This window comes from Candidatus Cardinium hertigii (assembly GCF_050864855.1).
Classification (GTDB): Bacteria; Bacteroidota; Bacteroidia; order Cytophagales; family Amoebophilaceae; genus Cardinium; species Cardinium hertigii_C.
Genome location: NZ_JBOZWW010000047.1, coordinates 1 through 12538 on the forward strand (window position 1 = coordinate 1; position 12538 = coordinate 12538).

Annotated in this window: 11 protein-coding genes, 5 tRNA genes and 2 rRNA genes; 17 read left to right on the forward strand and 1 reads right to left on the reverse strand. The window is 37.3% G+C overall.

Features of this window, described 5'->3' with window-relative positions; translation table 11 throughout:
* The 4 genes from ACRRVB_RS01705 to ACRRVB_RS01720 form a co-directional block, all read left to right on the forward strand.
* Positions 1 to 277 (forward strand): 23S ribosomal RNA (locus ACRRVB_RS01705); the annotation flags it as partial.
* 93 nt (positions 278 to 370) lie between these two features.
* Positions 371 to 482: ribosomal RNA gene (gene rrf, locus ACRRVB_RS01710) — 5S ribosomal RNA — on the forward strand.
* 390 nt (positions 483 to 872) lie between these two features.
* Positions 873 to 1592 (forward strand): ankyrin repeat domain-containing protein, encoded by a 720-nt coding sequence (locus ACRRVB_RS01715; RefSeq protein WP_432466268.1) that lies wholly within the window; start codon positions 873 to 875, stop codon positions 1590 to 1592.
* Positions 1589 to 1969, forward strand: a complete 381-nt coding sequence (locus tag ACRRVB_RS01720; RefSeq protein WP_432466269.1) for an ankyrin repeat domain-containing protein — start codon at positions 1589 to 1591, stop codon at positions 1967 to 1969. The genes ACRRVB_RS01715 and ACRRVB_RS01720 overlap by 4 nt, the downstream gene beginning before the upstream one ends.
* 351 nt (positions 1970 to 2320) lie before the next feature.
* Here the strand turns inward: ACRRVB_RS01720 and ACRRVB_RS01725 are convergent.
* Positions 2321 to 2394 (reverse strand) — tRNA-Arg (locus ACRRVB_RS01725).
* Between the two features lie 124 nt (positions 2395 to 2518).
* Between ACRRVB_RS01725 and ACRRVB_RS01730 the strand changes: the two genes are divergently transcribed.
* The 13 genes from ACRRVB_RS01730 to rpoB all read left to right on the forward strand — a co-directional run bounded on the left by ACRRVB_RS01730 (position 2519) and on the right by rpoB (position 12522).
* Entirely contained in the window at positions 2519 to 3502 is a 984-nt protein-coding gene (locus ACRRVB_RS01730) for a hypothetical protein (protein ID WP_432466270.1), read from the forward strand.
* A gap of 155 nt (positions 3503 to 3657) precedes the next feature.
* A tRNA-Tyr gene (locus ACRRVB_RS01735) sits at positions 3658 to 3738 on the forward strand.
* 25 nt (positions 3739 to 3763) lie between these two features.
* Positions 3764 to 3836: transfer RNA gene (locus ACRRVB_RS01740), tRNA-Gly, on the forward strand.
* A 14-nt stretch (positions 3837 to 3850) separates the two neighbouring features.
* Positions 3851 to 3925, forward strand: a tRNA-Thr gene (locus ACRRVB_RS01745).
* Between the two features lie 99 nt (positions 3926 to 4024).
* Positions 4025 to 5215: an elongation factor Tu gene (tuf, locus tag ACRRVB_RS01750; RefSeq protein WP_432466271.1), complete on the forward strand. Its 1191-nt coding sequence runs from the start codon at positions 4025 to 4027 to the stop codon at positions 5213 to 5215.
* A gap of 235 nt (positions 5216 to 5450) precedes the next feature.
* Positions 5451 to 5523, forward strand: a tRNA-Trp gene (locus tag ACRRVB_RS01755).
* Between the two features lie 11 nt (positions 5524 to 5534).
* Positions 5535 to 5726, forward strand: a complete 192-nt coding sequence (gene secE, locus ACRRVB_RS01760; protein ID WP_432466272.1) for a preprotein translocase subunit SecE — start codon at positions 5535 to 5537, stop codon at positions 5724 to 5726.
* Positions 5727 to 5742: 16 nt separating this feature from the next.
* Positions 5743 to 6297: a transcription termination/antitermination protein NusG gene (gene nusG / locus ACRRVB_RS01765; RefSeq protein WP_432466273.1), complete on the forward strand. Its 555-nt coding sequence runs from the start codon at positions 5743 to 5745 to the stop codon at positions 6295 to 6297.
* Between the two features lie 45 nt (positions 6298 to 6342).
* Positions 6343 to 6786 carry a 50S ribosomal protein L11 gene (gene rplK / locus ACRRVB_RS01770; protein ID WP_432466274.1) on the forward strand — a complete coding sequence of 148 codons (444 nt, stop codon included), beginning with the start codon at positions 6343 to 6345 and terminating at the stop codon, positions 6784 to 6786.
* Positions 6787 to 6797: 11 nt separating this feature from the next.
* Positions 6798 to 7490 carry a 50S ribosomal protein L1 gene (gene rplA, locus ACRRVB_RS01775; protein ID WP_432466275.1) on the forward strand — a complete coding sequence of 231 codons (693 nt, stop codon included), beginning with the start codon at positions 6798 to 6800 and terminating at the stop codon, positions 7488 to 7490.
* Between the two features lie 4 nt (positions 7491 to 7494).
* Positions 7495 to 8034 (forward strand): 50S ribosomal protein L10, encoded by a 540-nt coding sequence (gene rplJ / locus ACRRVB_RS01780; RefSeq protein ID WP_432466276.1) that lies wholly within the window; start codon positions 7495 to 7497, stop codon positions 8032 to 8034.
* 52 nt (positions 8035 to 8086) lie between these two features.
* Complete coding sequence (gene rplL, locus ACRRVB_RS01785; protein WP_432466277.1) at positions 8087 to 8464, forward strand: 50S ribosomal protein L7/L12; 378 nt, start codon at positions 8087 to 8089, stop codon at positions 8462 to 8464.
* 218 nt (positions 8465 to 8682) lie between these two features.
* Positions 8683 to 12522 (forward strand): DNA-directed RNA polymerase subunit beta, encoded by a 3840-nt coding sequence (gene rpoB, locus ACRRVB_RS01790; protein ID WP_432466278.1) that lies wholly within the window; start codon positions 8683 to 8685, stop codon positions 12520 to 12522.
* Positions 12523 to 12538 lie beyond the last annotated feature (16 nt).

A 12538-nucleotide genomic window follows, 5' to 3' on the forward strand; every position in this document is an offset into this window, starting at 1 on the left:
TTTCTATCTATTGCGGGCGTTAGAAGTTTGAGAGGGGCTGACCTTAGTACGAGAGGACCGGGTTGGGTAAACCTCTGGTGTATCAGTTGTGACGTCAGTTGCACTGCTGAGTAGCTACGTTTATAAGAGATAAGTGCTGAAAGCATCTAAGCACGAAACTCGCCTCAAGATGAGACTTCAATAAGGGTGGTTAAAGATGATGACCTTGATAGGTTGCAGGTGTAAAGCCAGAAATGGCAAAGCTGAGCAATACTAATTACCCGAATGTTTCTTGTTTTTCTTCTTGATTTTGCTTTTACAGTAGTCAATTACTTTTTCAAAGTATTAGATAACTAATAAATAATATAATGCTTTATTAGAAATTAAAAATAAAGGTGACGAAAGCGCTGGTGTGCACCTCTTCCCATTCCGAACAGAGCAGTTAAGCCCAGCAGCGCCGATGGTACTTCGGTAATACGCGGGAGAGTAGGTAGTTGCCATCTTTTATTTTTTTGTGCTGTGCAGTATTTATTAGCTGCATAGCACTTTTTTTATATATACACTTGGAAATTAATTGATAAAATGTTTATCTCCAGGATGTTTTACCGCTGCTGTATAACCCCCATAATAGCTAAGACTTTTATAGCATCATAGTTTTTTTCTTATTACACGTGCATCCCTTTTTTGCTTGTATCCGTCGGTATATTCAAGCGCTTTGTTTATTCACAAAAGTTTTATACTATAAATTATAGATATCGTGGTTACTACTAATACTTACTATAATAGCGCACTATTTGTTGTGCTCGAAAAGATTCATTAAAGCGGTAAATCAATGCGTTGGTAGGAAAACCAATCAAAGAGTAATGTTTATATAAATTAACAATCATATAATTATGTATAAAAAACATATACAACGCATTTTATTTTCCAAATTAATCACCCGATTACATTTGCTCTTATTTTTAGTATGTATCATTAGTTGTGCCAAATTGACCAGTAGATATAGTATGAATGGGCATCAAATAAATGAAACAGTAAGTTTTGAAGATCTTGTCGCATTAATACTAAATCCAAACGGTACAGCGCTTTCTTTTAAGGAAAATCCATTATTAATAGAAAGTGATCAAGGGCGTACTATGCTTCATTACGCTGCAAAAAATGGCCACCTAGGAGTAGTTGAACTTTTACTAGGGGTTCCAGGTATTGAGGTTAATGTAAAAGCTAATAACGCAATTACACCCCTTCATTGGGCTGCACAAAAGGGGCATATAAAAATAGTTGAATCATTACTAGGGGTTCCAGGTATTGAGGTTAATACAGAAAATAAGCACCATTATAGCCCTCTCGATTGGGCACTATTATTCGATCATGTAGACGTAGTTAAAAAGTTACTAAATCAGCCTGGTATTTTAGTCAATGGACGAGGTCATTATCATAATACCCCATTTTATTTGGCAGTACAAAAGCGTAATATGGAATTAATTAATCTTTTATGTAACCATCCAGATTTTGATGTAAATCGACAAGATGAAAACGGGTTTACGCCATCTCGTTGGGCAGCAAAAGAAGGTTATATAGAGGTAGTTAACCTCTTGCTCGGCATTAGAGGTTGACATACATAATAAAGAGTAGTGGTGGCGGTACTTTGCTTCATATGGTAGCACATAAAGGTTATATAAAGCTCCTTAACACCTTACTGACGATTCAAGGTATTCGTCTCAATGAAAAAGATGATTATGGCCGTACCCCGTTTCACTCGGCAGTAATGAGCGGGAAAATAGATGTAGTTAAAGTCTTACAGAACACTAAAGGTACGGGTCTCAATGATCAAGATGATAAAGGTCGTACAGCGCTTCATTGGGCAGCAATAGATGGTGATATAGAAATAGTTAAAGCCTTAGTGGATATTAGAGGCATTCGTGTTAATGAACAAGATCACAATGGTCTTACTCCGCTTGATTGGGCAAAAAACAGGGCCATACAGAAGTGATTAATATGTTGCGTATTTAAAGTACTCGTGCCTTTGTAAAAAATTATAATCCCTTGACTCCGTTTCATTAGGCAAAGTACATAATTTTATAGCAATCTTTACCTTTTTGCTGTAGTATTTTGGTATATGGCTCAATGTAAAAAATAGATATAGCAAGATAGGTATTCGTTCAGGGACTTGTTAATGTTGTCTCTCAAGAAGCTTGATGTTTTATCACTCAAACAAAAAATACTCTTTTATTACTTTTATTATTAGTTGTTCTACATATACGCACAAACAGGTTTATCTAAATGGGTCGCTCTAAATGGGTCGCTAAACCTAAAAGTAGATATAATTGTCTCAACCCTTATGTGGACTTGAAGGGATTCGAACCCCTAACCGCTGCATCCGTAGTGCAGTGCTCTATCCAGTTGAGCTACAAGTCCATCTTGCTAGCTGCTATGCAAATTTAATAAACAAAAATTTATTTCAAAGTAATGTTTTGACATATTTAAAAAAAAAAGTACCTTTGTTAGGTAATATTTATACACTATAATGTCATTAATTTACATGAAAAAAAAATTTCTTCCTTGGTTATTTCTTCTTGTTGCTTTACATTTTCCCTATGCAGCTTCTGCAGGTAATGCAGCCCTTACGCCTATAGATACTGAAAATTGTCAGCCAGAGGCCTCTGTGAGTGATGCAACCTCTACTGCTATAAATACTGAAGTCTCTCAACCAAATACTTCTGAAAGTGATTCAATTTTTACGCCTATAGATAGTGAAATCTCTCAACCAGCTACCTCTTCAGGTGACCCAGCTGTTGCTTCTATAGATACTGAGGTCGATCAATCAGATACCTATCTGTCACTAGTAGAAAATTATTTTAGCTTTCTATACGAACCCTTAAAAATGGATTACTTATATGATGTGAACTCCAAAAATTCGTTAAAATTTCCCTCTGTGAAAAAGATAGACTGGTCTGCTTTTTTCCGTAACAATGGCGCGTTTCTCTATGGTATTCGTATCAACCAATCTCGTTTTGCTTTGTGTGTAGGGCTTGGTTGGAGTAGTTTGTATTATTCTTTTATTGGTGAAAAACATGGCGGTGATACAATCTATAAAGAGCTGAAAAGAGTTTCAGATTCTGATGCAAGCTTTCAGGATCTACCTAATATTCCAGGTAGAAAAGTCTTCTGTTCTACTCTTAATATCCCCTTCTTTGATGTTTTGCTTAGGCTTCGATTCAATAGTGTCTTGGAAGCGCCTAAAGAAGGGTTTCATGGTTGGTTGGGTCTTAAGTTTGGTCTGCGTCAGCGTGCTGCTATGAAGTATTATTATGAAGAATATAATGATTCAGGTGCTTCTTTGGTTACAAATGGTAATTTTAACCTTCTGCCATATGCTTGTGTTCTCCAAGCTGGAATGGGATATCATCGCTTTGGTTTCACAGGAGGAATTCATTTGACTCCTCTCTTCCAGAAGAATAAAGGTCCTGATGGTTCTGATTCGCGTAGGCTTTTTTCTCTTGGTATTTATGTAGATCTAATGTAACGTATAGATCCGTACTGTATACCTACTTGCTTTTACTGTTAAAAAATTTATAGATTCTTTTATCTCTTTTTTTTGTAACGAAAAAATATTTTTTGTAGATTTGGTTGATCTATTTATTTGGTATACTATATACTGATTTTGTGCTTATTTGTTTGGGGGAGATGCCAGAGCGGCCAATTGGGGCGGACTGTAAATCCGTTGCGTAAGCTTCGAAGGTTCGAATCCTTCTCTCCCCACTAGTTGGCAGTAACCGTATGTAAAGCGGGAGTAGCTCAGTTGGTAGAGCGGCAGCCTTCCAAGCTTCAGGTCGCGAGTTCGATCCTCGTCTCCCGCTCTTTTTACTATAGGGCCGGTGTAGCTCAGTGGTAGAGTGCTTCCTTGGTAAGGAAGAGGTCACGGGTTCAAATCCCGTCATTGGCTCCATGTTAGAATAGATCTGAGGAAGTTGATTGTAGCGTAGATCCAAAAAATTGTATTGGATAAGTTATTTATTTTATTGAAAATCTTAAAAAGTTATAAGCTATGGCAAAAGAAACATTTAAACGATCAAAGCCACATGTCAATATTGGTACAATTGGCCACGTTGACCATGGCAAAACGACATTAACAGCTGCTATTACTACTGTTTTGGCTAAAGCCGGGTTGGCAGAAAAAAAAGAGTTTTCAGCTATTGATGCTGCTCCAGAAGAAAAAGAACGGGGTATTACCATTAATACTGCGCACGTCGAATACCAAACGCAAAACAGGCATTATGCCCATGTAGATTGTCCAGGTCACCGGGATTATGTTAAAAATATGATTACCGGTGCGGCTCAGATGGATGGTGCAATTCTTCTCGTGGCGGCCACGGATGGTGCCATGCCTCAAACTAGGGAGCATATCCTTTTGGCTAGCCAGATTGGCGTGCCTGGTATCGTGGTTTTTTTAAATAAAGTAGATCTAGTAGATGATCCTGAAATGATCGAGTTAGTAGAACTTGAAATTAGGGAGCTTTTGAATGCCTATAATTTTGATGGAGACAATGCACCTATTATTCGTGGTTCTGCTTTAGGTGCTTTGAATGGCGAGTCAGTGTGGGAAACAAAAGTTGAAGAGCTGATGGCTGCAGTAGACAGTTATATTCCACTCCCTGTACGGTTAGTAGATAAAGATTTTTTAATGCCTGTAGAAGGGGTATGTACAATTACAGGTCGCGGAACAGTTGTAACTGGTAGAATTGAAAAAGGTGTGATTACCACCGGTAGTACGGTTGATATTATTGGTATGGGGGCTGAAAAATTGACTTCTACGGTTACAGGTGTTGAAATGTTTCGAAAAAACTTAGATAGAGGCGAGGCAGGTGATAATGTAGGTCTCTTGTTGCGTGGTATTGATAAAACCTCTATTCAACGTGGTATGGTCGTCTGTAAACCGGGGAGTGTTAAACCGCATAGTAAGTTTAAAGCTGAAGTTTATGTTTTAACCAAACAAGAAGGGGGGCGTCATACTCCATTCTTTAACAAATATAGACCACAGTGCTACTTTAGAACAACAGATGTGACAGGTGAAGTAAAACTTCCCGAGGGTGTGGAAATGGTTATGCCAGGTGATAATGTCAATTTAGAAATTACGCTTATCCATAGTATTGCTATGGAAGTAGGATTGCGTTTTGCCATTCGTGAAGGAGGAAGAACAGTTGGTGCTGGAAGGGTTACTGAAATTCTTGATTGTTAGTTTCGTAGAGTTGGCTTGCATGGTATAGTTAAGGGGCTAGTTAAATAAATAAAGCAGCTACTAGACTATTGAACTATCTTATTTAAGATAAAAAACTTTCTATGCAAGTTCATAACTCTCTATTTTTCAATGGTTTGTAAAACATGCGTTTCGGTTCGATCAGTTTGCTTATAAAATAGAGCTTATGCTAAGCAGTATAATCTTTACCTAATTGTTAAGTGTTAATACAATAAATACGGGTGTAGCTCAACTGGTAGAGTGGTGGTCTCCAAAACCATAGGCTGGGAGTTCGAGTCTCTCCACCCGTGCATAAAATAATATGTCAAAAGCAAAGCTATTTATATACAATCTAGTACAAGAAGTAAGGTATAAAATTACTTGGCCTTCTTACCATGGGCTGCAAAGTAGTTCCCTGCTTGTACTGCTGGTTTCTTATATGTTTGCGCTTCTTATTGGGCTTATGGATTGGTCTTTGAAAAAAGCTTTTGTTTGGTTTTATAATGCTTTTTAAAAAATGGACGAGTTGAATGAATGCATTACATTGGTATGTGCTTAAAGTAGTCACTAAGCAAGAAGAAAAAATAAAAGCCAATCTACAAGTAGAGCTTGTAAAAAGTAATTTACAGCATATTGTTGGCGAAATGTTAATACCTTACGAAAAAGTATATGAAGTTCGTTCGGGGAAAAAGCATGTAAAAAACAGGAACTTATTTCCTGGTTATATATTTTTACAGGCAGATCTTACAAATGGCTTGTTGGTACAGTTATTAAAAAGTATAACAGGTGCTTTGGGGTTTTTAGGTGTGAAAGGGTGGCGTGGTGCTCCTGTTCCATTGAGTCAAACAGAGGTAAATAGAATTATAGGTAAAACCAATAGTTTTGAATCTAGTGATTTAAAATTAAATGCTATTTTTGCTTTAGGGGAAGTTGTTGAAATTATAGATGGACCTTTTGCAAGTTTTTCTGGAAAAGTTCAAGAGATTTTTGAAGAAAAGAAAACACTTAATGTAGTGGTTAAAATTTTTGATGAGCGCAGTACACCTGTAGAGTTAAGTTATACGCAGGTTAAAAAGCTTTTCTAATGCTTTGTAAATATGCCTGTAAAGCATTTGTAAAATTTATATAATATGTCTAAGCCAGTTTTAGGTTATGTAAAGTTAAGGGTTAAGGGAGGTTCCGCCAATCCTTCTCCACCAGTAGGTCCTGCATTAGGTAGTAAGGGCATCAATATTATGGAATTTTGTAAGCAGTTTAATGCTAGAACAAAAGATCAGCAAGGAGAAATTGTACCTGTAATCATTACAGTTTATCAAGATAAATCTTTTGACTTCATCATTAAAACATCCCCTACTGTTGTTGCCATTATGAAGCTTGTAGAAATTGCAAAAGGTTCTCCTGAGTCGAATAGGCGTAAAGTGGCCAGTATTAGTTGGGAGCAGATTCAACAAATTGCAGTAGAAAAGCTTCGCGATTTAAACACCTTAGATATACATGCAGCGATGCGTATGGTAGCTGGAACAGCGAGAAGTATGGGTGTTACGGTACAAGGTATTGCCCCTTGGGTTAAATAAAAGAGATAAAAATGGCGATTCAAAAAAAGAATAAGCATAGTGCAACAGATAATGCTAAGGAAGCCTATACTCTAACCGAGGCTGTTCAGTTTGTGCAAAAAAGTACTTCTACAAAGTTTGACGCTTCCATGGATGTTGCAGTTCGTTTGGGTGTAGATCCTAAAAAGTCTGACCAAATGGTAAGGGGAACAGTCTCTTTACCACATGGAACAGGTAAGTCTTGTAGAATCTTAGTACTCTGTACAGCTGATAAAGAACAAGAAGCCAAGCAAGCTGGTGCAGATTACGTAGGGTTAGACGACTTTATTGAAAAAATAGCAGCTGGGTGGACAGATATAGATGTCATTATCACGATGCCAACCGTTATGGTTAAATTGGGTAGATTGGGTAAAGTGTTAGGGCCTCGTGGCCTTATGCCTAATCCTAAGGTAGGTACTGTCACCATGGATGTGGCTAAAATGGTTAAAGAGGTAAAGGGTGGAAAGTTAAGCTTTAAGGTAGATAAATATGGTATTGTACATAGTAGTGTAGGTCGTGTATCTTTTCCCCAGGAAAAAATAGTAGAAAATGTGATGGAGCTGTTAAAAGCGATTGTTAAATTAAAGCCTGCCTCTTCAAAAGGGCTTTACGTAAATAGTATTAGTCTTTCTAGCACGATGAGTAGAGGCGTTTTTGTAGATAGGAGCATTGCCCTTGGGCTTTAGAAAAATGAAACGAGAAGAAAAATTACAAGTTATAGAAGGTCTAGTAGAAAAGTTTTCTGCTTTCGACTGCTTTTATGTAGTAGACGCTATGGGGCTTACTGTAGAGCAAGTAAATAAATTTAGAAAAAGTTGTGCAGAACAAAATATAGTCTATCAGGTAGCTAAAAATACCCTAATACAAAAAGCCCTAGAGCAATCCGAAAAATGTATCCCTCATGCGGCTGCTTTTTCAAGCGTATTAAAAGGATTTTCAGGTATTTTATTTAGCCGTGACAGTGGCCGTGCGCCTGGAAAAATATTAAAAGATTTTTTGGAAACGGAAAAGTTAAACTTACCTGTTTTGAAAGCTGCTTCTATTTATGGTGATGTATTTATTGGGGCAGAACACTTGGATAGGTTAACAACCTTAAAATCAAAAGAAGAGATTTTGGGAGATATTATCACGCTTTTGAAAGCCCCTATTTTAAATGTCCTGGCTGCAATGCAATCTGGCGAAAAACGTTTGATGGGAATGATGGAAACTTTTTTGAAAGCATCAACTTAATAAAAAAGTCTCTTTTTTATATTTATCTAAATTTTATAAACCTTTACAAATTATGATCGACTTAAACGATTTAGCAAAAACGCTTGTTAACTTAACGGTTAAGCAGGTAAGTGATTTGGCTGATATTTTGAAGCATGAACATGGCATTGAACCAGTTGCTGCAGCTCCTATGATGATGGCTGCTGCAGCTCCAGTTTCTGTTGAAAACGTACCAGAAAAAACTACATTTGATGTTATTTTAAAATCAGGTGGTGCAGCTAAGTTAGCAGTTGTAAAACTGGTAAAAGAAATAACAGGTTTAACATTGAAAGAAGCCAAAGAGTTTGTAGATGGTGTACCGGATACGATGAAACAAGGTCTTCCTAAGGAAGAAGCAGAGACTATTAAAAGGAAATTAGAAGAAGCTGGTGCAGAGGTTGAGTTGAAATAGTCAATGGGCGCTTATATGATTATATAATATAATTTTTGCTGCGTTAAAGGTTACCTATTTAGGTCTGAGTGCATATCTATTTGTAATGTACTCCCCTTTAGCGCTTGCTTTGCTTCATGTTAATGTAGCTAAAACCGCATTCTAGTTTTGCTTTCTATAAGTTATAAACATGTAGCACCTTCGTAAAGAAAACACAATCTAGTAAACAAAATTGCCATATGCCTTCTGTTGATGCTCCCGCAAACTACACTGATTTGCTTGAAATCCAGTTGCAATCTTTTAGAGACTTTTTTCAACTCGGTATTAGTCCAGAAAATAGAATAAGTGAAGGCCTTTATAAGGTTTTTATGGAGCATTTTCCCATTGAAGATTCTAAGCGAAACTATATTCTAGAGTTTATTGACTACAATTTAGAACTTCCCCAATATACGCCTCGGGAGTGTATTGAACGGGGTTTGACCTATGATGTACCTTTGAAAGCAAAATTACGCTTGTTGCAAAATGACGAACATACTGGGAAATATGAAGGCGTTGAACAAGAGGTTTTTTTAGGTAATATACCTTATATGACCGATCAAGGTTCTTTTATTTTAAGTGGTGTAGAGCGTGTGGTGGTTTCTCAAGTGCATAAGTCTTCTGGTATTTTCTTTTTTCAAAATAAACACATTAGTGGTTCGAATGTTTACGCTGCTAAGGTAGTTCCTGCTAAGGGTGTTTGGATTGAATTTTCTGTTGATATTAATTCAGTCATGTATATCTATTTAGATAGGAAAAAGAAAATACCAATTACTACTATGTTGCGTGCTATTGGATATAGTAGTGATAAAGATATTTTAGCCATATTTGGTCTTGCCGATGAAGTAGAAGCAAGTGGTGCAGTATTGGAAAAATATATAGGCTGTAAATTAGCGGCTCGGGTTTTAAAAAGTACGGTAGAGCATTTTGTAGATGAAGAAACTGGCGAAGAATATGTTTCTACCAAACATGAAGTTCTTGTAGAGCGCAATACAGTATTAGATGAAGCAGCTATAGAAGTTATTTTATCTTCTGGTGTTCCCTCTGTTATTTTGCATCATTCAGAAGGAGCTCCTGCAGACTACCATCTTATATACAACACCTTTGGAAAAGATAGTACCAATGATACTAAGGAAGCAATAGAGCAAATTTACCGCCAGTTGCGTAATGCAGAGGCGCCTGATGAGCAGACGGCCCGTGAAACGGTAGAAAGCCTTTTTTTCAGTAGTAAGCGCTATACATTGGGTGAAGTAGGTCGTTATCGAATCAATAAAAAATTAAATCTGGATGTTCCAGTAGAGTCTTCTGTTTTGACCCAAGAAGATATTATACAAATTATTCATTATCTCATCAAGGTAGTCAATGGTAAAGCAGAAGTAGATGATATTGATCATTTAAGTAATCGCCGGGTACGTTCTGTTGGGGAGCAACTTTTTACCCAATTTGGTGTAGGGCTTTCTCGTTTGGCTAGAACCATTCGTGAACGCATTAACATTAGAGACAATGAGCTATTTAAACCTGCAGACTTAATTAATGCACGTACCCTTTCTTCAGTTATTAGTTCTTTCTTTGGCATCAATCCACTTTCTCAGTTAATTGATCAAGTCAACCCATTGGCAGAAATTACCCATAAGCGTCGCGTATCCGCATTAGGACCTGGCGGGCTTTCTAGAGATCGTGCTGGTTTTGAGGTTCGTGACGTCCATTATTCTCATTATGGTAGGTTGTGTACCATTGAGACACCGGAAGGTATGAATATTGGTTTGATTTCTTCACTTTGCATGTATGCACGTGTCAATAATATGGGCTTTATCGAAACACCTTATAGGCGGGTAGAGCATGGTAAAGTTGACCTTAGTGGTGCCATTTGTTACCTTAGTGCTGCAGAAGAAGAGCATGCTAATTTTGCTCCAGCTAATGTACAGTTAGATGCAAATGGTCTCATCTTAGATAACCGAGTCAAAGTCCGAAATGGAGATGAGTATCCTTTGGTAAAACCAGAACAGGTTAATTATATGGATATTTCCAGCAGTCAGATTGCTTCGGTTGCTGCTTCTTTGATTCCCTTTTTGGAGCACAATGATGCCAGTCGTGCCTTGATGGGATCTAACATGCAGCGTCAGGCTGTTCCTTTGGTAAGGCCAGATGTGCCTATTGTTTGTACAGGTGTAGAAAAAAGAGTTGCTAAAGAGTTTAGGGGGTTACCTACTGCAGAAGGTAGTGGTTTGGTTACTTATGTAGATGGTAGGAAAGTTGTGGTTCGGTATGATCGTTCTGAAGAAGAAGCACTTGTTGCCTTTGATGAAGCCTCTGTAACCTATTCCATGGATAAATTTAGAGGTACCAATCGCAGTACTTGTATTAACCTATCGCCTATTGTTTCTAAAGGCAGTCGTGTAGAAAAAGGCCAGGTGCTTTGTGAAGGGTATGCTACTAAAAATGCAGAGTTGGCCTTAGGTAAAAATTTAAAAGTAGCTTTCTTATCTTGGAAAGGATATACCTTTGAAGATGGTATTGTAATTTCTGAACGTATTGTACGGGATGGTGTTTTTACTTCTATTCATATCAAGGAATTTATTCTGGAAGTCAAGGATACAAAATTTGGTGCAGAAGAGTTGACCAATGAAATTCCAAATGTTAGTGAAGAAGCCATTGCCAAGTTAGGTATTGATGGTATTGTTAAAGTAGGTACAGAAGTTAAAGAAGGTGATATTTTAATTGGTAAAATTACCCCAAAGGGAGAGATAGATGTTACACCAGAAGCAAGGCTTTTGAAGGCTATTTTTGGTGATAAAGCAGGCGATGTAAAGAATACTTCTTTAAAGGTGCCATCTGGTATGGAAGGTATTGTAATCGATACTAAAATATTTTCTAGTCCTGAAAGAAATAAAGAAAGTAAGCAAAAAGTTAAAAAAGAGCTAGAATTATTAAAAAAAGCACATGCTAAGAATTTATTAAAATTGCGTGATATAGCTATTCAAAAGTTATCTTTGGTTTTAGATGGAGTGGTTACCAATGGTATTTATCACCAATTTGGTGATGAAATTATTCCAGAAGGTACGAAGCTTACAACTCCACTCATTGCTGAAAAGCTCTTTCCTCCTAAAAATATTTACCGTGATGAATCGCTTTATAACATTCCAGCAGAAGCCAATTTAGTTGGAGACCTTGTACTTAGTAATTGGACCCCTGATCCATCTAAAAATAATCTAGTGCAGCGTATTTTAGGCAACTATATTAAAAAATGTACCACTTCTATTGTACGTTTTAAGCGTGAAAGGTTTACACTAGAAGCAGGAGATGGGTTACCCAAAGGGGTTGTAAAAGTAGCTAAAGTCTATATTGCGGAAAAAAGAAAGCTTAAGGTGGGTGATAAAATGTCTGGAAGGCATGGTAATAAAGGTATTGTTTGTAAGATTGTACCCCAAGAAGATATGCCATTCTTAGCAGATGGTACACCAGTAGATGTTGTATTGAGTCCACTCGGATTGCCTTCTCGTATGAATTTAGGCCAGTTATATGAAACTGTCCTAGGATGGGCTGGTGAGCAATTGGGTAAACGGTATCTCAATCCTATTTTTGAGGGTATGACTTTAGATCAGATTTCCAATGAGTTGCACCAAGCTGGCTTACCTGCTTTTGGTAAAACAACCGTTTATGATGGAGGAACGGGTATGCCATTTAATCAAAGCGTTACAGTTGGCGTAGTTTATTTGCTCAAGCTTGCTCATTTGGTAGATGATAAAATGCATGCCCGTTCTACCGGTCCTTATTCTTTAATTACGCAGCAACCATTAGGTGGTAAAGCCCAATTTGGTGGACAACGATTTGGTGAAATGGAAGTATGGGCATTGGAAGCCTATGGAGCTGCTTATACATTACAAGAAATGCTCAATACCAAATCAGATGATGTGGTTGGTAGATCTAAAGCTTATGAAGCAATCGTTAAAGGTAATAATATTCCAAAGCCTAATTTATCAGAATCCTTTAATGTGTTGATGCATGAATTAAGGGGACTAGGTCTTGAAATTACGCTTGTATAGCAAATAGTCAGTTTGA